Source organism: Bacteroides sp. AF39-11AC (assembly GCF_003474285.1).
Taxonomy (GTDB): Bacteria; Bacteroidota; Bacteroidia; order Bacteroidales; family Bacteroidaceae; genus Bacteroides.
On record NZ_QROH01000009.1, the window covers coordinates 57,079 to 79,895 of the forward strand.

The window sequence follows — 22,817 nt, forward strand, 5'->3', positions numbered from 1 at the left end:
TTTTCCTTTCTCAGTCAATGGTTATTTCATCTACAAACAGGAAAGCTGGATTACCTTTTCCGCCGTGCCACTGAGGAATCGATTTTTCAGAAGGAGCTGTTACCCGTACATAGTGCGCCTTCACTGGAGCAAATGTCAGTTTATGGTCATATAAACCGTTGCGGTCATCCGCCTTCATGGCAGGATATTCTTCGGAAGCTACTTTCGTGAAATTCTCTCCGTCATCAGAAACTTCGACTGTAAACCCGCGTGCATCAAACACCCAATCTCCTTTCTCCACACAAGTAGTAAAGGCTACACTCGATATTTCTGTAGGCTGTTGCAGGTCTATTGTCACATCCATATCATTGCGATAGAAAGCAATCCATCTCCCTGTCTTGTAATTACCGTTTCCTTTCAATCCATCCGTCAGCGTAGTAATTCCATTAAATTGATATTGTCTGTTTACCGGCTGATTTGCTTTGGTAGGCTTAGAAGTCGATTTACTAAAAGCTATTTTTTCAGTAAGCATACGGCTGTTCCCGGTAGGTCGGATGGCAAGAGCATTGAGTGGACAACTTTGTTTTATAACAAGAATACTGTCGGCAATGGGAGAAACTGTTGTCGGCTCCGTGCCATCAAGTGTATAATGAATAGGAGCATGATCAATGGTTGTCATTATCACATCGACTGCACCATCTGCAGAATTTGCAACAAAATCAGCCTTCACATCGAACACATGGGTTGCATAATTATAGCCCTCAAGTACATAAAGATTAATCAGACGCGGCAAACGACTAAGAAAGTCTTCATAGTTCTTCTTTTCCGGATTGGTCCATTGCACTTCTGCCAAGGCTGCCCAACGGGGCAATGCCATGTATTGCAACTGCGAATAGACAGGTATATATTCCGCCCAATGATTAGCCTGCACACCAACAATGTATTTCTGTTCTTCGGGAGTTAATGACGAAGGCATCGGTTCGTAACCATACACACGTTCAATCGGTAGATAGCCTCCGATAGCCAACGGTTCATTCTCCGTATCTTTTGTCTGATAATAATCAAAATAGAGATAGGTGTTCGGAGTCATAATAACATCATGTTTCTGCCGGGCAGCTTCAATGCCTCCTCCTTCACCTCTCCACGACATAACAGTAGCGTTCGGTGCCAATCCACCTTCCAGAATTTCGTCCCATCCGATAATCCTACGTCCATGACTGTTCACTGTTTTTTCTGCATGGTTAATTATAAAACTTTGCAAGTATTCTTCCTTGCTATGTCGGGCATCGCTCTTGATTCCCAGAACTTTAATGCGTGCCTGGCATTTGGGACAAGTCACCCATTTTGCTTTCGGGCATTCATCACCGCCTACATGTATATACTGCGATGGGAAAATATCCATTACTTCAGACAATACATCATCAATGAAAGTCAGCACACTGTCATTTCCGGCACAAAGAACATTGTCCGATACTCCCCATTGTGTCCACACTTCATACGGACCACCGGTACATCCCAAATTCGGATAAGCTGCCAGTGCAGCCTGCATGTGACCCGGGAGATCAATTTCGGGAATGACGGTGATATAGCGTTCGGCTGCATAAGCTACAATTTCACGAGCTTGCTCCTGGGTATAAAATCCACCGTAAGGCTTACCGTCGTAATTACCGGAGTTTCGTCCGATGACAGTTTCCTTGCGCTTAGAGCCAACTTCCGTCAACAACGGATATTTCTTTATTTCCAGACGCCACCCTTGATCATCGCTCAGATGCCAATGTAGGCGGTTCATATTATGGAGTGCCATCATGTCAATAAAACTTTTCACTTCATCCACCGTAAAGAAGTGACGGCTTACATCTAAATGAATTCCACGGTAATCGAAGCGTGGGTAATCCTTTATATCCACAGAAGCCAAAACAGGAGTACTGTTTTTCACCGGAGCAATGGACTTACGTAATGTCTGGATACCATAAAATACGCCGGATTCGCTCGCTCCAGTGATGGTTATTCCTTCGGATGTGACATCCAACTGATAGGCTTCGGGCTTTTCGGCCTCCACCCCCAAACAGAGAAGAATGTTTCCTTTACCTTCAACTCCAGCTTCAACGACATAATCAGCACCTGTAGCCTCTTTTAAATAGCCGGCAAGGAACTGAGCATTACGTTGCATTTTCTCATTGTTCTTAGGATAAAGAATTTTAGTCCCGTTATTTATGGTGAACTCCCCGTCGGAAGTCATCGTCATCTCCTGAGGCAAAGGAATCACGTGATAATTAGCCATTTCCTTATTGTTACCACAGGAACTCCAAATTCCTACCATAGCCAGTAGACCGACAAGTTTAAATAGTGTTTTCATGAATGAATCAGAATTGTGTTTATAAAATAATTTCTTCTATTTTGTTTTACCAAAGATATAAGCTTTACATTGATAAGGAGCTAGTTTCACGATCAACTCCTTCGAATTGCTGTTATTCTGCAGAGAACGGTTACCCAAGGAATATATCTGCTCAAATGCCAACCCCACCACTGTCTTATCATTTAAAACTACGGTTTGTGGTGAATTCATTCGGTTGAAGCAGGCTACAGCCTTACGTCCATCTGCTAGCGATTTTACCCAAATATCATAATAATCCGAACGGATACTGCGCTCAGCCTGCCTGCCCAGCACATCCTGATTGATAGCAATCAGATCAGCATCCAGCAAAACGTGCAGGGTGCTGTCATTCATATTCCTCACATCATTTCCGCAAAGCAATGGAGAAGCCATCATACACCACAAAATGAAATGGGAGTTATATTGTTCCTGATTACATCCTTCAGACTCATAACCGATACTCATACTTTTTCCACCAATGCCGACTACCAGCATATCTGGATCATTCCACCCCGCAGGACCGGCATATTCGCCCAACGGAGCATTGATTTCAAGAATATTTAAAATACCACGCAAACCTCCTATATGGTTAGCATCCCGGTACCAGACATCACCAATGTCCCCGGAGACTCTCCACAATTGTCCTCCCACCTGCTTTGCCCACTTCCAGGGTTCACGTTGCCCCCACTCACAAATTGAAAACACGATAGAACGGTTCGTAGCCCGTAAAGCTTTTCCCATCTTCGCGTACCTTTCCATTGCTTCTACCCTTCCGGCAGGTGCATTGCAATAGTCATACTTCAGTAAATCCACGCCCCAGGAAGCAAAATCTTTCGCATCCACCTCTTCATATCCATAACTACCACACACACCGCCACAGGTTCTATCGGCCGCATCTGAGTAAATGCCCAATTTGAATCCCCGTTCATGCAGATAATCGGCCACATATTTTATCCCGCGTGGGAATTTTCTCCTATCGATCTGCAAATGCCCATCAGTTCCTCGTTCCGGCAATTGCCAGAAATCGTCAATATTGATATAGGAATATCCTAAATCGCGCATTCCATTCGCTATCATTGCGTCTGCCGTCTGTAATACTAATTCTTCGGTAAGATGACGCCCGAAAGTATTCCAGCTATTCCATCCCATAGGCGGAGTCAACAGCAACTCATCGCCAATGCGTATGATAAATTTTCTCTCGCAAACGCCTTGTGTGTTTTTTGCTTTAAGGGTGACTGTATAATCTCCCTTCTCAGTTACCGTTCCGCTGATGATACCGGTCTCGGTATCCAAATTCAAGCCTTTGGGCAGTTTCACGGCACTCCATTTCATGGGGCGCTCACCGGAAGTAGGAATATAAAAAAGGAAAGGTGTGGAAGGATAATTCCCCACAATTGCCGGAGAATTTATAACGGGAGATCCCTGAAAAACTTTTTGGGTAGCGTTTTCAGCAGATACAGGCATACCTATCATAGATAATATCCCCAAAAGGAATATTGCAACAATATATAGTCTATTCATAATAATTCTATCATTTCGGGTTACTAATACAATGAATTAAAAGATGAAGGAAGATATTCTTTCCAAATATCTTCCCTCCTCATTTCAAACATCAAATTGAGCAACTTTATACAGTTACTCTCATTTCACAAAATCTGTAATCTTTATTGTCCACTCTCTTTTTGTACCATTAGCGGCTGTCACCTGATACCTGAATTCCTTAGCAGAAAAGTCAGCGGGTTCTCCCAGTTTAGGTGCTCCATTCAATGGTTTGATTCTGGCTGCAGTAGAAAGATCCATATAACCTATCAGATTACTTAACGAAACTCCCTGCCGGATAGCATCGGTAAAACTACCGCTTGCATCGGGAACTGTCAGTTTGCAAGTAATCAGGTTATCATCGGTCGATATGTTTTTTTCGATAGTAAGTGTCTTAACAGCCATCTGATTATTAGCCTCATCCCACCAACGATATTCAAAATTCAAGTTGATTATTTCAGCATCCTCATAAGTGGGCAACTCGTCTAATCCTGACTTCAAGCACGAAGAAACTGCACCCATCAGGAATATCAGCAGAATTATATTTATAAATTTCTTCATATTCGTAATATTTTAAAAGGTTTACTTTATCTTTTACCAGCCTTCATTCTGGTCCAAATTAGAATTCTGGTCACGCTCTCCCTGTGGAACCGGGAACAAATAGCGCTTTGAGGTAAAAGTACGTTCATTATCACTTACATAAATCGGAAGCTCTGTTATTTCGAAAGATTTCCCATCAGGAGCTATCTTCATGAATTTCTGCGTAACGGTTAATTCCGGAACAACTTCCAGACCTTCTGTCTTTCCCCAACGGAGTACAGTCCAATAACGGTCGCCCTCACTTACTAAATCTACACGACGTTCACGTTTATACTCTTTCCAAGCTTCTTCCAATGATATGGACTTCGACAGTCCCGGCAAACCACCATGCTCCACCCGCGTCTTATTGATATATTCGATAGCTTTCTCTTTATCTCCTTGACGCAATTTGACTTCGGCATAGTTCAAATACGAACGTCCCAGACGTAACAATATATAATGATATCCGGTCTTTTCCGAATTCAACAAACGCTTGGCTTCATAAACACATTTCCGGTAAACATATCCCGACACCGGCATTCCCCAAACTTCCGTAGATTTGGAAGAATAATAAAGATTTCCACCTTCACGGAGCCATACTGTATTGGCAAAGTAAGAACATCCATCATAAATAATAGAAGCATAGAAACGTTTGTCACGATTCTTATAGATGGCATCATTTACCATTCCTCCATTAGTCAGGAAATCTTTATAATAAGAAGTCTGATCCCATTCTTTAGCTTGTCCGTCTTCATCAGTCACCAGATAATCATTCACCAGACTAACAGAAGGGAACCTCTGAGGCCACCCTGCACATTCCTCTGCCAAGGGATATTTCTCCTGTGCTTCATGAGTCAGTTTACTTGGATCAATATTAGGAACCAGTCTCTGCATCCATGTATCCGCGAAAGTAGTATTCTCCTGACTTCTCCATTGTGCCAAAATGATTTCACTTGAAGATAACGAATGGTCATAGTCATTGAACATTCCTGCATAGTCTTTGTCCAAAGAATACTTATTCAGTGCAAACAAGTCTTCACATGCCTTCGCTGCTATTTTATAATAATCGTCTTGGCCATTTTCGATATAAGCAGCACCATGCAATGCAACTTCTCCCAACAATGCATAGGCCACTCCACGACTTACGGCACCTGTAGGTTCATCTACATGCAGATCGGGAGCAGCTTCCTGAAGATCCTTTATAATGAAATCATATGTCTCTTTTATAGTTGTTGTACGTGAAAAAGTCATATCGGCATCCGTATCAATCAAATCTCCTACCAGCATCAGTTTACCGAACAGGCGGGCACGTGTGAAGTAAATCATGGCACGTATCGTTTTTGCCTGAGCTATAAAATTAGCTTTTTCAACTTCAGTGAAAGGTGCATCCGGCACACGGGCCAACACCATATTGCAACGACGGATGTCCCCATATACATTCCATCCTGCATCATAATAACGGTCTATCAATTCAAAATTAATATTACGCCCATCTTCCAGAATAGCCTCATTATCGGTCCAGTTATCCTTCCAAATCATCATATCAGTGGCATTTTTCAATGCAGTATAGATAAATGCCTGGGTAAGATCAGTACTCTTCCATACATCGTTTTCCGAGTATTTGTCCAGTGGCCCCTTGTCCAGTATATCTGTACACGCAAAGGCAGCCACAGCAAGGATTATCATTATTACTATATTCTTCAATTTTTTCATATTCGTTCCTCCTCATTAAAAGCCAATCGTTAAACCTATTGCATAAACCCGCTGTACGGGGTATCCATCACCACTGGTAGATGAAGTTTCCGGATCGAAGAATTTACTTATTCCAGAGATTGTAAACAGATTACTGCCACTAAGATTCACGCGACACATCTGCAACCAGTCACATTTTTTCAGAAGTTTGTATTTAAAATCATAACTCAACTGCAAATTCTTTAACCGGATATAAGATCCATCCCTCATCCAATAAGTAGAACTGACCTGATTGTTACTCCCATTTGCACCGGAACTTACAGAAATTCTCGGGAAGTCGGCATTCGTATTATCCGGTCTCCAATAGTTCAACTGATTCTGGTAATAAAGATATTTACTTTCGCCTTTCTGGTAGCGGTCTCCAAGCGTCATGTAACGTTCGCCAGTACCGTAGAACAGACCTGACAAATTAAAACCTTCATAACTGAAAGAAAAGTCAATGCCATACGTAAAATGAGGTTTTGTCGGCATACCGATGCGTACCTGGTCTTCACCATCAATTTTGCCATCGCCATTGACATCTACATAACCTATATCTCCCAATTTAGTCTGATTGGAAGCTAATCTGCGCGGTGAATTCAAAATATCTTCTATATATTGGTACAACCCCGTATCCAGATAACCAATACCATAATAATCAGTTTGATTAGTCTGACGTTTATATGGATTCATCAATGAAGTCAAGGCTTCATCAGATTTCACCTTCCAGAGGGTATTGAAATAAGTCATATTAAATCCTACTTCATAAGAGAATTTGCGCGGAGTTGTATCCGACCAGCGCATGGTCAGTTCCACACCTTCACGACGTTGTTCACTTTCCGACTTAATTTGCGGTAACTTCTTTCCTAACGGAGTAACATAGCGATCGCCCGGACTCATCAGACCACCTTTGGTCACATAATAGAAATAATCGAAAGTACCTTTTAAGCGATTCTTGAAGAAAGCCATATCTAATCCGTAGTTTAGGGAATTAACCTGATACCAACTCAACAATTCAGGAGAAACCAGCTCTCCTTCACTAAATCCAGATTGCAGTTTACCTCCGATTACAATCTTCTTTTCATCCATATTATAAGTGGAAAGATAGCCAAAACGATTAACACCAGCTTCTGTACCGGTCTGTCCATAAGAAGCACGTATCTTAATCAAATCAATCACATGCTGATTCCATTCTTTAAAGAAAGGTTCTTCACTTACAGCCCAAGCTATAGCACCCGAAGGGAAAAATCCCCAACGATGTCCCGGTGCAAAGTTGTCCGAACCGTCGTAACGGAAACTTCCCTCCACAATATAGCGGTTCAGATAATCGTACTTCAAACGACCAACGAATCCCATACGTCCGCCTTCTTCCGAGTTACCACTATTCTGCTGCGTATCTGCAGCACCGGCAAATAACTGGTCGACTACCGTTGATAAGTATTCTCCTCTGTAAGCACTCATATTCCACCCATTATTTTCAGAAACTGTATACACGAATTTTGCATCCACAGTATGTTTCTCCGCAAATGTCTTTACATAAGCGGCACTCAACTCAAAGTTGTAGGAGTCTCCCCAGTAACCGGCTTCATCCAATGTCGGATTACCAATCGGATAAATAGTGCCGTCCTGATAATATTGGGGAGCTTTAGTACTAAACTTCTTGGTATGAGAGTCATTCAGACGATAATTAAACATAGCACCGATAATCACTTCCTTCATCCAAGGTAAAGTCCAGTCTGCCGCCACCTGTGTATTGATAAACTTACCATAATTCCTATCATAACCGGAGCGGTCGTCCATTTGTACTAACGGATGGTCAGTAACAGCTGCATAGGTGCCATCTGGATTATAAGCCGGATTAAGAGGCGATTGATTATAAAGATTTTCCCATATTTTCGCAGCAGAAAATGAAGGATATTCTTTCTTTTCATATGCACCATTCAGGTTCAGAGTTACTTTTAAACCTATTTTGTCAAAAGTGGTGTTTACATTACTGCGAACCGTATAACGGTTATAATTCAATGCATTCGAAGTATAAATACTTCCTTGGTCTAGCATCCCCAAAGAAAGGTAATAATTAACTTTCTCTCCACTTCCACTCAAAGAAAGCGTGTGCTTATATTGGGGAGCAAAATTTTTGAGTCCTTCTCCTAACCAGTCAGTATTAGCATATGTATAAGGATCAGTCTGATTTTTGATAATCTCCAATATTTCCGGAGTAAAAGTAATATTCTCTTCTGCAATGCCATCATTTAGGGCTGCCGCTCTCTGATTGTAAGCATAGTCATAAGAACGAGTTTTCTCCAATAATTTGGTCGGTTGGCTAAATTCTGCATTAAACGTATAAGTAACAGCAGTCTTACCCTTTCCGCCCTGTTTGGTTTTCACCATTACGATACCATTGGCAGCACGCGAACCATAAACAGCCAGAGATGCCGCATCTTTCAATATAGATAAACTTTCAATATCATTAGGATTCAGTGTATTAAAATCCCATGAATCGGAAATAACGCCGTCAATTACATAGATCGGTGCACCACCACCACGAATAGAGATAGAAGGTGTGGAACCTGGTTCGCCACCAGACGATTCAACAATGACTCCCGTAGCACGCCCAGCCAAAGAAGCGGTTACGCTGCTGAAAGGAAGATTCTGCAACTTTTCACCCTTCACGGCTGTTACGGCAGACGCCATTTTGCGTGTAGAAGTAGTACCATAACCAATGACTATTACCTCATCCAGCAATTTACTATCTTCTTCCAGAGTTACATTGATATGAGTCTGATTATCAATTGTTATTTTCTTCTCCTGATACCCGATAAACGAAATAATAAGGATCTCTTTTGGAGAAACATCCAAGCTAAAATTACCATCAATATCAGTAATAGTGCCTCTGTCGGTACCTTGTACCTTAACATTTGCTCCAATAATGGTTTCTCCGGTCTTATCAACAATGGTTCCGGTAATTTTCTTCATTTGCTGCTGCGAAACAGCAGTGGGGATATCACGTACCTCTTCTATTTTTCTTTCCAAAATGATATGAGAGCCCTCCAATTTGTATCTAATGCCGGTGTCCTTCAATATTTTATCTAATACCTTTGAAACTGCCTGTTCGTGCACTTTGACACTCACCAGCTTATTTATACTTATTTGACTGTTATATATAAAGAGGTAATCGGTTTGGTTCTCTATTGCATCCAATACTTTGTCCAACTTGACATTACTCACATCAAGACTGACCTTCGTGTTCTGGGAATACGAATTCCCGGCATATGAAGAAAAGACACATGCCACCAACAAGAATAAAGTGATTCTCATAATTCTAAAAAAATGTTTTATTCGGGGATTTTTAGGATAATATCCCCCCGACAAAGTGTTATTTTTCATACCTTTGTATAGATTTTTAAGTTAATACAGTTTTTTCAGGAAAATTGTGTTGATTTCGATGCCGGTAGGTGCGGGAACACTTATCGGCATTTTTAGGTTAACATAGGGCATTCATCATAGGCATTCATTGTTTAAGGGTTAATACTGATATTTCATCTTATATAGATTATCTGTTTTTCACTGTCTTTCTCATATCGGAATTTTATGTTTCCCTGCAAAATCCGGAGAGCATAATCAATGCCATCCGATAGTCTGAATTTTCCTGTAAAGTGAGATTCACCCACTTTTCCATTCTCCATCACTATCTTTACCCCGTAATATTTCTCAAAGTCCTTCATTATATTATGAAACGATTCATCCGTAAAACAGATAAGCCCTTCTTTCCAACGGTAAGAATCAAAATCCTCTACTCTTATAACACTAAGTTTTCCTTTTTCCAGTGATAATTTATGTTCAGGCTTCAAGATAACAACCTGAGAAGGATTAGCTTTCGGAATAACTTTCACACTACCGTGCATAAGGGTAGCTTCAAACTTCTCCAGTTCAGGATATGCATTCACATTAAATTTTGTTCCTAAAACTTCTACATCACAAGTACTGGTCTGTACCACAAATGGTTTGTCTTCATCCCTCTTTACGTCAAAGTAAGCTTCTCCTTGCAGTTTAACCACACGCTGTTTCTTATTAAAAGAAGAAGGATATTGCATAGTAGTCCGAGCATTCAGCCAGACAGTGGTTCCATCAGGTAATGTGAGGTGAGTACGTTGTCCCGCAGGAACAGATACCGTACTCATTATTACATCATCCCGACGATTTTTATATCCTTGGTACAAATGGCTGAATGTCAAGGTAAGAATAACAACAACAGCAATTTTCAACCCATCCGATTTTATCTTTTTAAAAATGGAAAAATTAAATACAGAGGATTTCTTTTCAGAAAGCGGATTATGTAATAAAAGGGTATTGAAAAGCTCACGTTCTTTATAAAAAGTACGTTCATTCTCTTCCGACGCCTCCACCCAGGCTTTTATTTTCATGCCCTCATCTAAAGTAGCATTACCTTTAAAAAAATTATAAAGTAATTCTCTATCCATATTAAAATACCTTCCTTCTGTATATAAGGCACTTCATGGATAATGATTCCTAGTGGAATTTTGCAAAAAATAAAAGAAATATCGGATAATAGTCTTTTAGATTAGTCTGGAACAGTTTTAATGCCTTGCCTATATGAAAATCCACTCCTTTAGTGGTCATATTCATTAGTGCAGCAATTTCTTTATAAGATTTGTTTTCGTAGCGACTCATTATAAATATCTTGCGGGTACGTTCCGGTAATTCATCCAAAGTTTTCCGAATAAGTTCCTGTACCTCTTTGGCAAGCAGTTCATAGGGTTCACAAGCCTCCAATGAAACGATGCGTGCATTGAGTTCCCATTCATGATATTTTTTGATTGCTTCAGAACATTCTTCATGTATCCGTAAATGCCGGAGATAATTGAGGCTCCTATGTTTTATAGCAGTAAGTATATATGCTGGAATATTTGCAACACCAGAAAGAGAATTCCGATTTTCCCAATAATAGATAATAGCTTCTGCTGTAATGTCTTCCGCTACATTCCAATCACGAACATAGGTATAGGCAAAGTTGACAAACGATGTTTGGTAATCTTTATATAACTGATTGAAAGATGTCGTTTCTTCCATGTTAGTCTTTATATACATATGATAATTTATAAAGGTCTGGATCTGAATCTCTACTTATTGCACAAGCTTTTACCAACTGTGTATCTTTAATTTAGTGCTCGAGTACGAACCTAATGAAAGTCTATGCCCAAGGTTAACATTGAATACTGTTTAAAATATTCCAAATGCGAAGGTAGCATAATAATTTTATCCAACCAAAAGATTTAATAAAAATCATTTTAATATAATACATAAAACAGTCTTATCCTGAATTTAGTTTATTATCAACCAAATTCTGGATAAAGCAGTTTTCAATTCACTATATCAAATCGTATGCTCATGCAAGGAAAAGTGATAAAAGAATCACAGGTGTATATTTGCATATAATTGGCATATTAGTTACTTTTGTAGAGTGTTTTATAAATCAGCAAGATATGAATAGAATAGATATACAAAATAGCTCTTATATCGATTGTCCCATCCGAATGATACTATCACGAATCAGTGATAAATGGTCGATACTGACACTTTTCACACTGACACAGGCACCCGTCATGCGGTTCAATGAATTACAAAAGACAATACCAGATATATCACAAAAGATGCTGACGGTCACTCTACGCACTCTGGAAGAAGATGGACTCGTGAAGAGACAAATTTATGCACAGGTTCCTCCGAAAGTGGAATACTCACTTACAGACAGAGCCATGTCTTTATTGCCCCATATCAATTCCTTGATATTATGGGCACAAGAAAATATGAATGATATATTAGATGACAGAAAATCCTATAGGAAAGCGTAATTACATCGCTTTCCAAAACTTCTGGAAGTCCTTGTACCGTCCGTAACAAACCAATTCGTCACCAGCTTGTACTTGATCATTTTCAGGTAATTCATTCATCACATCATGTTCTGTAAATGAGATGCCCAGACAGTTCTTTAAAGTCTTGGCACGCTTCAGTGCTAATAATTTCAAGCCAAATTCTTTGTCCAGATTCAATTCATTGGCATAGTATCCTATCATTTTTTCCGGCACAGTAAATTTCACTACATAATAATTTGAGTCCACCCTGAATGTTTCCATATTGGCACCAAATTCCAACAGATGTACCAAACCACGAGCAGCATCTTCCTCCGGAGTTAAAATCCGTTCCAAATCAAAAGCCTCAAGTACGGAACGATGGACATTATCAATAGCCCGCGCATAGATATGCTCCACTTTCTGTTGTTTCAGTAAAGCCACTACACGAATGGAAGCGCCAAAATTCTCACCAATAGCCACTACTACCACATCCACTCCATTTAAAGGAAGAACAGCAAGCGCCTGCTCGTCAGTTGCATCCAATACAAAAGCTGTAGCCATTTTTTCTTTTATACTATCTACGCGGCTTGCACTCACATCCGCACCAATCACTTCGTGCCCCAATGCCGACAATTCCTCGGCAAGCATGTGTCCGTAATTTCCTAAACCAATAATAATATACTTCATACTATTTATTTTACTACTAATTACTAATTTATAATGATCTGTCCACTTGGATACTGATACTTCGTATGTTTCTTTTGCTTAATGATACCCAACATCAACGTAATCAAACCCACACGTCCGATAAACATCAAGAAAGCAACAAGTAGCTTACTATTATCACCCAAGGTCGGAGTCAGATTTAAACTGGAACCTACCGTACTCAGTGCCGACACACATTCAAACAAAAGTGCCATAACAGATGCCTGAGGTTCCCACATCGTCAGAATAAAAACAAAAACAAATAAAACACCAAGAGACATCACCACTGTAGCATTGGAACGACGGATTGAGTCGTATGACAATTCACGTCCGAACACCTCAACCTTTTCCGTACCGCGCAACACAGCAACAAGATTCAACACAACTACCGCAAAAGCATTCACCTTGACACCACCGGCCGTAGATTGTGCTGCACCACCAACCCACATCAGGAAAATATAGATCAATACACTCTGTACTCCCAACGAAGTTAAATCCACACTGGTAAACCCGGCAGTACGCGGACAAGTTGCATTAAAAAATGCCTGTGTCCATTTATCAGCAACCGACATGCCGGCAAAGGCATGGTTCCACTCAAAAATGGCAATAAAAACTGTACCAAGCACCAGCAACAGAAAAGTCATAATCAGTACAATCCTCGTATTCAGGTTATACAGATGGTAAAAATGATGTCCGTCCCACTCCCATGTATGCAAGAACTTCCATATACGACGTAAATGATGGAGTACGATATCTTTAAAATTCACCAATATCGGGAAACCGATACCACCCAGAATAATCAGAAAGGATATATAAATAAGGAAAGGATTATGCCCCGTCATCACCAATGGGTTACCCAAATTACCCGGTAATGTGGAAAAACCCGCATTACAAAATGCTGATATGGCATGGAAAGCTGAAAAGGCTACTTCCTCCTCAAAAGTCATTCCCATTGTACCATGAATATCACTCCAAATGGCAAGCATTCCCGTCCCTTCTATAGCCAATGTGAAGCCTAATATATACAGTAAAGTAGAAAGCAATGAATTCAATGAATTGGAACTAACCATATCACGAACTACCAACTGGTTATAGAATGATGTATTACCCATAAAGAACATTGCAAAAAAACTGGTCAGTGTCATCACCCCCAAACCACCAATTTGTATTAGTAGGATAATCACCACAAAACCAGATGCAGTAAAGGTGGAAGCCACATCCACCGAAGTCAGTCCTGTGACACACACTGCACTGGTGGAAATAAACAAAGAATCCACCCACGAAATTCCATTCATCGTACAGCGGGGCAGCATTAACAGACCTGTTCCTATAATAATAATAATAAAGAAACTACCAGCCAGGATTAAAGAAGGATTAGTTCTCCGTCCTAATAACCTGACCAAGCCATTGGACAGATTAAAGAAAGAAAAAATAAGCAAAAGTACAATGTGATAAGGTTTTCCGTTCAGGAATTCCCAAAAGAACAAAATAGCTCCTTCTTCCTCCGGTCGATGAAAAATAACCGGAATCAGAGTAAGATAGAGTAAGGCGATCAGTATCCAAGCCAGTTTCTTAAACGCACGCTTTGTATCTCTGTATTCCAACAAAAGATGCAAAGTCACTTCCGTCAGGAAAACACCCCACACAAACCGATAGAGAGTTTGCAGTTGAGAAGCCTCGTGTTCGGAAATAGTAAAGCCGTGTTCATATACTACACCTACAATTAACAGAATAGAAGCCAGGTAGGCTATGTAAGTCACCCCTCCAAGAATGATCCGAGTGTACGGATGAATCCATTTATTCTGATATAACAAGAATTTGTGATAAATCTTCATGGAGACACCAAATTAAATATCAGGCAAACATAAACAAAACAATGCGTATAGACAAAAAACAAAAGAAAAAAGATATTGTTTTAAAAATAATAGTTACATTTGACCTCGTAAAAATTTAATAGAATTAACCACTATGAGCAACAAGACAAAAAGATTTTTCCTTCCGGAAGAAGAAATTCCACACTATTGGTATAATATACAGGCAGATATGGTAAATAAACCGATGCCTCCGCTTCATCCCGGTACCAAACAACCACTGAAAGCAGAAGATTTATATCCTATCTTCGCTCAGGAACTGTGTAAGCAAGAACTTAACCAGACCGATAAGTGGATTGAGATTCCCGAAGAAGTACGCGAAATGTACAAATATTATCGCAGTACTCCGCTCGTCCGTGCCTATGGACTGGAGGAAGCATTGGGTACCCCGGCACACATCTATTTCAAGAATGAGAGTGTCAGTCCAATGGGATCACACAAGTTAAACTCTGCCATTCCCCAAGCTTACTATTGCAAAAAAGAAGGAGTAACCAACGTTACCACAGAAACCGGTGCCGGTCAATGGGGTGCTTCACTGGCCTATGCTGCCCGCTTGTTTGGCTTGGAAGCTGCTGTTTACCAAGTGAAAATCAGCTACGAACAAAAGCCTTACCGCCGCAGCATTATGCAGACTTTCGGTGCACAAGTTACACCGTCTCCATCTATGTCTACCCGCGCCGGAAAAGACATTCTGACAGCTCACCCCAACTATCAGGGTTCCTTAGGAACAGCTATTTCGGAAGCCATTGAACTGGCACAAACTACACCGAATTGCAAATATACATTAGGATCCGTTTTGAGCCATGTAGCTTTGCACCAGACTGTAATCGGCTTGGAAGCCGAAAAGCAAATGGAAATGGCAGGAGAATATCCTGATATGGTAATTGCTTGCTTCGGTGGTGGTTCCAACTTTGGCGGTATCGCATTCCCATTCATGCGCCATAAGATCCTGGAAGGTAAACAAACACGTTTCATCGCTGCCGAACCAGCTTCTTGCCCGAAGTTGACACGTGGTAAGTTCCAATATGATTTCGGCGATGAAGCCGGATATACCCCATTGCTACCTATGTATACACTGGGACATAACTTTGCTCCTGCCAATATTCATGCAGGTGGATTACGTTACCACGGTGCAGGTGTCATCGTTTCGCAACTATTGAAAGATGGTCTGATGGAAGCTGTAGACATCAAACAACTGGAATCATTCGAAGCCGGTTGTCTGTTTGCCCAAGTTGAAGGTATCATTCCCGCACCCGAATCTTGTCACGCTATTGCTGCCGCCATCCGCGAAGCAAACAAATGCAAGGAAACAGGCGAAGAAAAAGTGATCCTGTTCAATCTCTCCGGTCATGGACTGATTGACATGGCTTCGTACGATAAATATCTCTCCGGTGATCTTGTGAATTATGAACTGACTGATCAGGATATTCAGAAGAATCTGGACGAAATAGGCAGTCTGACGTAAGACGCCTCATCAATAAATGTTTGCCAGACTAACGAGTGGCTCATAGAGCTTTTCAATGTCTTGTGCATCCAATTCAATATCAACCTGGTCCCCCGGAATCAACCGTATTCCGGGGGGCTTTGCGTCTTTACCATCCCGATGTATATTGATAATAGCACAGTTTTCGGGTAAAGAAAGCTCGTCCACAAGTTTACCGTCCAGATAGGAACCTGTCATCACTTCGATGGATAGTTTATATCTTTTTTGTTCCTGAAAAGCAGGAGTATTGATCATATCCTCATAAAGTGTCACATTAAAAGGTTTTATCTGAAGAAGTTCCGTAAAATAATAAGTTAATCCGCCTACTACTACCGACGGGTAAAATACCTCAAAGTGCCCTGTTATCTCGGTAATCAGTACGATAGCCGTCAAAGGGGTACGTATCACAGCCACCAGAAAAGCCGACATGGAAATCAACATCACATAACTGACATTCTCCGGTTCAATAACTCCATATTCCACTCCCAGTAACCCGACAATCTGGCCCAGTAATCCACCGGTGACCAGTGTAGGGATAAAACTTCCTCCCGGCAAACCGGATGAAACACAGATTACGGAAAAGCCAAAATGCAACAGCATCATTGCCGTTACCCACATAATCTGTGCATTACTGCCGGACTGTGCCTGCTCCAAAAGAAACTGTTCTCCCCCACCCGTCAGGTTAACCTGCATAAAGGAAATAATGTAAGCAACCAGCAACAGATAGAACATCTTCATATATACCGAAGATTTCACCGTAGCATAAACCCGCTTAAAGGACACCATCATCATGGAATACAACTTCCCGCAAACAGAAATAATCACTGCAAGCAATAAGAAGTATTTCACTTGGACTCCAAAAGAAAAACCTGGTTCGGCCACTTGTATCAGATGGTAAGAATTTATAGGAAAAACCATACTCGCCACCGCCCCTGCCACTACACCTGCCAGCAAGGTGGTGATAGCTGTTTTCGGAGCATCAAAACGTTCGATGGATTCGATGACAAGCAATGAAGAAGCCAGCGGTGCTGCAAACGCAGCGGCAAGACCGGCACCGGCACCGGCGGCAAGCAATTGTTTTCGTTCACCTCTCAAAATATGTGTCCAACGCGCTACAAGACATCCGATATACGAACCTATTTGCACAGAAGGTCCTTCACGTCCCAGTGATAATCCGGCTGAAACCGAAAGAATACCACCGAAGAATTTAGAAACCAATTCTATGAAAGGGTGTTTATAGGTAATGCGTCCATTAATGGCAGCACGTGTTTGAGGAATACCTCCCCCGGTGATAAGTGGCATTTTCATCACCAACCAAGATACGAATATCAGTATCGCCCAAAAGAAAAGAAAAAGAGGAATATGCCAGTACCACTCCGGGCGGGAAGCAAAGAATTCACTTCGCAGGTTAAAGAAATAATAGAGGCAATAATGATAGGGAACAGCCACCAGCCCCGTCAGCAATCCTACGAAGATGCTGACGAAATACAGGCGTGCGTCAACCAGTTTCAGCTTCACGACATACCACTTCCTCAGTTTTCTAAAGTTTTTGAACCTTTGAAACATTCCTCAGAGTTTTCTTTTATTAATTTGAGTATCTACAACAAATTAACCCTGTTGAAGTTTCAAGACTTTGCGTTTTTTACTTTTTCCCCATCATATTCAATCGCAGGATAGCATGTACCATAAAATAACGTCTCAAAACTATTACTTGCCAAGGAATCATAATCGGCTACAAAATCTTCCATCGCCTCATCCCAGTTATAGACGAAATGGTCCGAATTAGTCACCCGGTATTGATAGCTGTAACAAAACTGAAGAAAATAACGGTTAGGCAACGGTTCTACATACACCAGTTGCAGGCGGTAATTATCACCGTCTCCTTCATCATCAACACGCTGGTTGACTACTTTCTCAATATCATTCTTAAAATAATGTGTAGTAGAAAAAATTCCCTATCGGCCGAAGAAGCATTCGTTCCATAATCCACTTTCAAAGCCAGGTTTCGCCCTTTACGGCTGAACTTACGGTTGACCTGTAACATGAAAGTCAGATGATACAGGAAATTATCATAAAGATTAGAGGCAGTCCTCTCGTTCAATAGGGTTTCATCCGACCAACTCTGTTGATAACTTCCTTTCCATGGATCAACAACTTTCCATCGCCATCAATTATCCACCGGACAATTATTTCATAATATCTTCCAGCATGGAACCTTCGGGAATACGATAGGCTGAAACATTAAAAACCGATGTATCCTGTTCAGTAACCGCTAATAGTGCTTTACCCACTACAACCATTTCATTCAATAAAAATCCATCAGGAAGTAATGCAATATCACCCAAGTTTTGCGAAAAACCTCTGAATGAAGCGGGAATAGATTTAGAAAAAGTAGTATAGCCAATGAAAGAAATCTCCGATAGTAACTTCTTATCTTTTGGTCAGACAATCGGCATTTTGAATTTACCGTCATCCGTCGTTACCACACCGGCAATAAAAGCACTATCCGGTAAAGTTAGTAAACGCACCGCTGCATATCCTACCGATTGCTTTGTATCTTTATCAACAACACATCCGGCAAAGCTCCCTTTGCCGGACTGAGCATTAGCAGTCATACCTGACCATAATAAAAAAAACATAAAATAGTATGTTTCGGGAAGTCAAATATGTATGCCTATGCCCCATTCGTGTCTATCAAGTAGTCTAATGAAAATGTATTATTTAGTAGCAGGAGCAGGTCTTCCATGCATCGGGCGCTTTCCTTGTCCGTGCTTCTGACCTTTTCTTTTATCAAATTCTTTTCTGAATTTATTCGCATTACTCTTTTCTGTCTGATAGATCTTCATAATCTGTTTAGGAGACAGAATCTTACGGAACTCATTATAATACTTCTCACGAACATCCAGAATCTTACGGCTTTGAGCAAACTGATCCTTAATCTGTTTTTCTATTTCCGCATCTGTCGGTACAGGTTTCGCAGTTTGTTTAGCTTCCGCATTGTTTCCTCTGTTTCTTTCGTGGCGGTTCATCATCCGGCACTCACGCAATGCTTTCAGGTAACCCTCGTAAACAGGAGTAAATTTAGCAGCAGTAGCATCATCCAACATCAATGTTTTTACCATCTGATTAGCTTGTCTCTGCATCATCTGCTCGGGAGTAGGGCGTTGTTTCTGATCCTTATTATCCTTCTTCTGAGCAGAAATTGTTTGGCTACCAATCAAAAGAGCAGCCATCATTACATAAATAAACTTAGTCTTCATAATTTTCTTGTTTTTTTATTAATACCTAATTTAAAAATATGTCATTTTCAGAGAAGTCGACGAGCTCTTCCAACTCCTCATCCGACAGTTCATAAATCCATTTATCAACCGGATCACTGCTGCCGCTATCCACAGCCAGCATATCCGAAGTTCCTGCAGGTACATCTCCCGTCTGTAAATAAGACGGAACAAACAATACTCCTGCCAGTATTGCAGCAGCTGCTACAGCAGTAGAAAATATTATCTGTAAACGGCGTTTCCGATGTTGCCCACCGTAAGTACGTTCCATAACCTTTTGCTGCATATCCTCAAAGAAATTATCAGGAGTGCGATAAGGTGTCTTTTTACCTATATCGTCAAAATCAAATTCTTTATTCATCGTCCTATCTATTTAAGATGTATTCTTTTATTTTTTCTTTCGCATAGTGATAATTCACTTTGAGAGTATCGACCTTGCTATCCAGTATCCGGCTGATCTCTTCATAATCAAGCTCGTCATAATAGCGTAGGTTGAATATCAATCGTTGTTTTTCCGGTAAACTCAGTATGGCTTCCTGAAACTTGACTGCCAATTCATTTTCATAATCAATATAATCGGAAGCTTTCAGCTTACCAATCAGTTCTTCTTGTACTTCTTCCGCAGGAATCGCTTCTTCATCCTTTCGTGTATTCAGCAAGCGCAAACTCTCATTGGTTGCAATCCTGTATATCCAGGTACTCAGCGAGCTTTCACCACGAAACTGTCCCAGATTACGGTATACCCGGATAAAGACTTCTTGGAGAACATCTTCTGCATCCTCATGTGATACCACCAAACGCCGTATATAATTATATATAGGTACCTGGAAGTTATCCATCAGCATTTTAAACCCCTTTTTCGGGTCAGAAGCATATACCTGCCGGATTTTATCCTCGTTTATCATCCATTCAATTTCTTAGCTTTATTAGATTAGAAACAGAAAAAAGGATGAAGTTAAATCGGCAAGTTCACATTTTGCATTTATTAAAGAAGTGGTTAAAAATAAAGTTTCTTATCTTTGCCTCCTCAAAACGTACATGAATAATATATTCTGTATAAAAAAACAATTTATTATGAGAGATCAAGCAGTATTGGTACGCAATGCGGTTAAAAATGAAATACCTGCATTTGCCCTGATCGGGAAAGATAAGTTTGCACTACAAACTCTGGAATACTATTATTCCTTAGCAAAAGAAGAATGTAGCGAAGAGTTTCTTAAAGACTTGAGAGACTTGATAGAGAATGATTTCAAAAGGTACCGTGAAGAAAATCCGGAGAAGATAAAAGTACCCGATATGTAGTTCACTTCCAAGCATAAAAAAAGGCTATCTATCCCAGACAGCCAATCTTTTGTTAACCTTAAATCTAATACTATGAAAAACACATTGCAAAGATACGGACTTCCGGAATATCTCCAAATTTTCGGGGTGAACTACAACATATTACAACATGTTTTAATAAGCTCTGCGGTTTCGTTAACCATTGGGGATTCGTTGTGTTAATAATTAATATAATCCTTATCTTGCTATGAGTCGATTCGGTGAAAGACATCTCTTTCCCAGGCAACATACTTTTTATTTTTATCGCGGATGATACGGATGGGGCTAGCAACAAGGAAATAGCTTATTACCTCAACGGCCTATTTGTCTCAATTTATCAACAGCAACATAGTCCTCTATATCTTCCTGATTATCAACACGATTAAACCAAATTCTATTAAGTATACGACTGAATCAGGTTCAATACCGAAAAAAAAGAACTAATTTATCATTTAAAGCAGTTTGTTTGTTACAATTTCTTGAGGCCTGAAAGGTTTTCTGCAAATGCTTGATTATCAAATGTGTTATAATGATGGTATCTCGGTATGGGACTGAGGTACCCTAAGTACGGGACTGAGGCACCCTAAGTACGGAACTGAGATACCCTAAGTATACGACTGATCTCACAAATATCTTGTTTTGTAAGCATTTGTTGCTTATATGTGGAGGTGGCATACTGAATCATCATTTTACCTATAACGGTACAGGAAGGAATAAAAGAGTGATAATGTGGTAGGGTGGTAAGGTGATAACGGGATAAGACTCTTTGATATATAGCGCAGCCACTTTATCACCCTATCACCTTACCACCTTATTACACTTTGTTCATAACCGCTACAGAAATGAAACAATCTCGCCAGATTATTGGATATATGCAAAAAAACTGTTAAATTCGCAAATAGAACCAGTGCACTTCCTTCTTTTGCTTTGTTTATAGCATAGAAAATTGGATTATTAATTAAAAAAAACAGAATTGATGTGGAAGAGATTTATCTTCTGTCTATGGATATTATTACCGTTCTCTTTGTTTGCCCAAAACGAAGGGATTAATTCCATCGCATACGATAGTCTTACTACCAAGAAGCATCAGGGGACTTTTATTAAAGCAATGAAAAAGTTCCTTAACTTCAATGATTTCGATACAACTTATATAAGCCCTAATCGCTACAACTATGCCTTAATGCTCGACCATTTCACAAATTACGAGTATTATTCCGTAGGTACCGCTGTTCCCGAACCTCAACGGCTCCGGTTCACCCCCAACCCTCGCAACAAAATAGGAGCTTACTTCGGTTGGCGCTGGATATTTTTAGGATGGTCTGTCGATACAGATGGACTCCTTGGGAAAAAAAGTGGGAAAAACAGGGGAACAGAATTCGACCTAAGTCTCTACAGTTCGAAATTTGGAGTGGATCTTTTCTATCGGCGTACAGGTAACGATTACAAGATACACCAAGTTACGGGCTTTTCCGACCGCATTCCTTCCAACTATTCAGAAGACTTCAATGGACTGAAAGTAAATATGAAGGGATTCAACTTATATTATATCTTCAACAACCGGCACTTCTCATATCCGGCAGCCTTCAGTCAGTCTACCAACCAACGACGAAATGCGGGTTCACTGATAGCCGGTCTTTCCGTGTCCACCCACAATCTAAAATTCGATTATACTAAATTACCTGAAGTTATTCAGGAAACAATGAATCCCGGAATGAAAGTCAGGCACATCAAATACACTAATATCAGTCTCAACTTTGGATACGCCTACAACTGGGTATTTGCACGCAACTGCCTGGCTTGCCTGTCACTCTGTCCGGCAATTGCTTACAAAACGTCACGTATAGAAAAGGATGCGGAAGAAGGTAACGACTGGTACAAGAACTTCAATATTGATTTCATATTGCGGGCAGGTGTGGTATACAATAATAGTAAGTACTTTGCAGGCGCTTCTTTCCTGGGCAGGACATACGACTATTATCGGGATAACTTCTCCTTAAACAACGGATTCGGTACGTTGCAAATATATGCCGGCTTCAATTTCTATCTGAAAAAAGAACACCGGAAAAAGAAATAATGGCTATAAAA

Annotated in this window: 19 protein-coding genes; 4 read left to right on the plus strand and 15 right to left on the minus strand. The window is 40.5% G+C overall.

Annotated elements, in window-relative coordinates; all coding sequences use genetic code 11:
* Positions 1–10: 10 nt before the first annotated feature.
* The 7 genes from DW036_RS19365 to DW036_RS19395 all read right to left on the minus strand — a co-directional run bounded on the left by DW036_RS19365 (position 11) and on the right by DW036_RS19395 (position 11,311).
* Positions 11–2,335 (minus strand): glycoside hydrolase family 20 protein, encoded by a 2,325-nt coding sequence (locus tag DW036_RS19365; RefSeq protein ID WP_118465843.1) that lies wholly within the window; start codon positions 2,333–2,335, stop codon positions 11–13.
* Positions 2,336–2,371: 36 nt separating this feature from the next.
* A complete protein-coding gene (locus DW036_RS19370; protein WP_369906823.1) occupies positions 2,372–3,826 on the minus strand; it encodes a putative Ig domain-containing protein in 1,455 nt (484 codons plus the stop codon).
* Between the two features lie 168 nt (positions 3,827–3,994).
* Positions 3,995–4,453, minus strand: a complete 459-nt coding sequence (locus tag DW036_RS19375; protein WP_118465845.1) for a hypothetical protein — start codon at positions 4,451–4,453, stop codon at positions 3,995–3,997.
* A gap of 33 nt (positions 4,454–4,486) precedes the next feature.
* Positions 4,487–6,184, minus strand: a complete 1,698-nt coding sequence (locus DW036_RS19380; RefSeq protein WP_118465846.1) for a RagB/SusD family nutrient uptake outer membrane protein — start codon at positions 6,182–6,184, stop codon at positions 4,487–4,489.
* Positions 6,185–6,199: 15 nt separating this feature from the next.
* Entirely contained in the window at positions 6,200–9,589 is a 3,390-nt protein-coding gene (locus DW036_RS19385; RefSeq protein ID WP_118465847.1) for a TonB-dependent receptor, read from the minus strand.
* 152 nt (positions 9,590–9,741) lie between these two features.
* Positions 9,742–10,683 (minus strand): FecR family protein, encoded by a 942-nt coding sequence (locus DW036_RS19390; RefSeq protein ID WP_118465848.1) that lies wholly within the window; start codon positions 10,681–10,683, stop codon positions 9,742–9,744.
* Positions 10,684–10,732: 49 nt separating this feature from the next.
* Positions 10,733–11,311 carry an RNA polymerase sigma-70 factor gene (locus tag DW036_RS19395; protein WP_118465849.1) on the minus strand — a complete coding sequence of 193 codons (579 nt, stop codon included), beginning with the start codon at positions 11,309–11,311 and terminating at the stop codon, positions 10,733–10,735.
* Positions 11,312–11,706: 395 nt separating this feature from the next.
* On the opposite strand from DW036_RS19395, the gene DW036_RS19400 reads away from it, so the two are divergent.
* Positions 11,707–12,075 (plus strand): helix-turn-helix domain-containing protein, encoded by a 369-nt coding sequence (locus DW036_RS19400; protein WP_022393352.1) that lies wholly within the window; start codon positions 11,707–11,709, stop codon positions 12,073–12,075.
* On the opposite strand, the gene DW036_RS19405 is transcribed toward DW036_RS19400, so the two are convergent.
* Together DW036_RS19405 and DW036_RS19410 are read right to left on the minus strand one after the other, a co-directional pair.
* The gene (locus DW036_RS19405) at positions 12,076–12,762 is read right to left on the minus strand and encodes a TrkA family potassium uptake protein (protein WP_118465850.1); all 687 of its coding nucleotides are present in this window, start codon (positions 12,760–12,762) and stop codon (positions 12,076–12,078) included. It abuts the gene before it with no gap.
* 23 nt (positions 12,763–12,785) lie between these two features.
* Positions 12,786–14,615 (minus strand): TrkH family potassium uptake protein, encoded by a 1,830-nt coding sequence (locus DW036_RS19410; RefSeq protein ID WP_118465851.1) that lies wholly within the window; start codon positions 14,613–14,615, stop codon positions 12,786–12,788.
* Between the two features lie 133 nt (positions 14,616–14,748).
* Here DW036_RS19410 and DW036_RS19415 point away from each other — a divergent pair, with 133 nt between their 5' ends.
* On the plus strand, positions 14,749–16,116 hold the full coding sequence (locus DW036_RS19415) for a TrpB-like pyridoxal phosphate-dependent enzyme (RefSeq protein ID WP_118465852.1): 1,368 nt from the start codon (positions 14,749–14,751) through the stop codon (positions 16,114–16,116).
* A gap of 9 nt (positions 16,117–16,125) precedes the next feature.
* On the opposite strand, the gene DW036_RS19420 is transcribed toward DW036_RS19415, so the two are convergent.
* The 6 genes from DW036_RS19420 to DW036_RS19440 all read right to left on the minus strand — a co-directional run bounded on the left by DW036_RS19420 (position 16,126) and on the right by DW036_RS19440 (position 20,317).
* Positions 16,126–17,700, minus strand: coding sequence for a ClC family H(+)/Cl(-) exchange transporter (locus DW036_RS19420; RefSeq protein ID WP_118465853.1), 1,575 nt, complete (start codon positions 17,698–17,700; stop codon positions 16,126–16,128).
* Positions 17,701–18,320: 620 nt separating this feature from the next.
* Complete coding sequence (locus DW036_RS25790) at positions 18,321–18,479, minus strand: hypothetical protein (protein ID WP_187374643.1); 159 nt, start codon at positions 18,477–18,479, stop codon at positions 18,321–18,323.
* 96 nt (positions 18,480–18,575) lie between these two features.
* Positions 18,576–18,773, minus strand: coding sequence for a hypothetical protein (locus tag DW036_RS25795; protein WP_187374644.1), 198 nt, complete (start codon positions 18,771–18,773; stop codon positions 18,576–18,578).
* 78 nt (positions 18,774–18,851) lie between these two features.
* Positions 18,852–19,394, minus strand: a complete 543-nt coding sequence (locus DW036_RS19430; protein WP_118465854.1) for a hypothetical protein — start codon at positions 19,392–19,394, stop codon at positions 18,852–18,854.
* Between the two features lie 25 nt (positions 19,395–19,419).
* Complete coding sequence (locus DW036_RS19435; RefSeq protein ID WP_118465855.1) at positions 19,420–19,773, minus strand: hypothetical protein; 354 nt, start codon at positions 19,771–19,773, stop codon at positions 19,420–19,422.
* 4 nt (positions 19,774–19,777) lie between these two features.
* Positions 19,778–20,317: an RNA polymerase sigma factor gene (locus tag DW036_RS19440; RefSeq protein ID WP_007665601.1), complete on the minus strand. Its 540-nt coding sequence runs from the start codon at positions 20,315–20,317 to the stop codon at positions 19,778–19,780.
* Positions 20,318–20,486: 169 nt separating this feature from the next.
* On the opposite strand from DW036_RS19440, the gene DW036_RS19445 reads away from it, so the two are divergent.
* On the plus strand, positions 20,487–20,714 hold the full coding sequence (locus tag DW036_RS19445; RefSeq protein WP_007665603.1) for a hypothetical protein: 228 nt from the start codon (positions 20,487–20,489) through the stop codon (positions 20,712–20,714).
* A 994-nt stretch (positions 20,715–21,708) separates the two neighbouring features.
* On the plus strand, positions 21,709–22,806 hold the full coding sequence (locus DW036_RS19450; RefSeq protein WP_118465856.1) for a DUF4421 domain-containing protein: 1,098 nt from the start codon (positions 21,709–21,711) through the stop codon (positions 22,804–22,806).
* Positions 22,807–22,817 lie beyond the last annotated feature (11 nt).

What these genes read in the sequence shown, in the direction of transcription:
- DW036_RS19365 (WP_118465843.1), bottom strand. Translation starts at nt 2,335, where the DNA reads ATGAAAACACTATTTAAACTTGTCGGTCTACTGGCTATGGTAGGAATT.
- DW036_RS19370 (WP_369906823.1), bottom strand. Translation starts at nt 3,826, where the DNA reads ATGATAGGTATGCCTGTATCTGCTGAAAACGCTACCCAAAAAGTTTTT.
- DW036_RS19375 (WP_118465845.1), bottom strand. Translation starts at nt 4,453, where the DNA reads ATGAAGAAATTTATAAATATAATTCTGCTGATATTCCTGATGGGTGCA.
- DW036_RS19380 (WP_118465846.1), bottom strand. Translation starts at nt 6,184, where the DNA reads ATGAAAAAATTGAAGAATATAGTAATAATGATAATCCTTGCTGTGGCT.
- DW036_RS19385 (WP_118465847.1), bottom strand. Translation starts at nt 9,589, where the DNA reads ATGAAAAATAACACTTTGTCGGGGGGATATTATCCTAAAAATCCCCGA.
- DW036_RS19390 (WP_118465848.1), bottom strand. Translation starts at nt 10,683, where the DNA reads ATGGATAGAGAATTACTTTATAATTTTTTTAAAGGTAATGCTACTTTA.
- DW036_RS19395 (WP_118465849.1), bottom strand. Translation starts at nt 11,311, where the DNA reads ATGTATATAAAGACTAACATGGAAGAAACGACATCTTTCAATCAGTTA.
- DW036_RS19400 (WP_022393352.1), top strand. Translation starts at nt 11,707, where the DNA reads ATGAATAGAATAGATATACAAAATAGCTCTTATATCGATTGTCCCATC.
- DW036_RS19405 (WP_118465850.1), bottom strand. Translation starts at nt 12,762, where the DNA reads ATGAAGTATATTATTATTGGTTTAGGAAATTACGGACACATGCTTGCC.
- DW036_RS19410 (WP_118465851.1), bottom strand. Translation starts at nt 14,615, where the DNA reads ATGAAGATTTATCACAAATTCTTGTTATATCAGAATAAATGGATTCAT.
- DW036_RS19415 (WP_118465852.1), top strand. Translation starts at nt 14,749, where the DNA reads ATGAGCAACAAGACAAAAAGATTTTTCCTTCCGGAAGAAGAAATTCCA.
- DW036_RS19420 (WP_118465853.1), bottom strand. Translation starts at nt 17,700, where the DNA reads ATGTTTCAAAGGTTCAAAAACTTTAGAAAACTGAGGAAGTGGTATGTC.
- DW036_RS25795 (WP_187374644.1), bottom strand. Translation starts at nt 18,773, where the DNA reads ATGTTTTTTTTATTATGGTCAGGTATGACTGCTAATGCTCAGTCCGGC.
- DW036_RS19430 (WP_118465854.1), bottom strand. Translation starts at nt 19,394, where the DNA reads ATGAAGACTAAGTTTATTTATGTAATGATGGCTGCTCTTTTGATTGGT.
- DW036_RS19435 (WP_118465855.1), bottom strand. Translation starts at nt 19,773, where the DNA reads ATGAATAAAGAATTTGATTTTGACGATATAGGTAAAAAGACACCTTAT.
- DW036_RS19440 (WP_007665601.1), bottom strand. Translation starts at nt 20,317, where the DNA reads ATGATAAACGAGGATAAAATCCGGCAGGTATATGCTTCTGACCCGAAA.
- DW036_RS19445 (WP_007665603.1), top strand. Translation starts at nt 20,487, where the DNA reads ATGAGAGATCAAGCAGTATTGGTACGCAATGCGGTTAAAAATGAAATA.
- DW036_RS19450 (WP_118465856.1), top strand. Translation starts at nt 21,709, where the DNA reads ATGTGGAAGAGATTTATCTTCTGTCTATGGATATTATTACCGTTCTCT.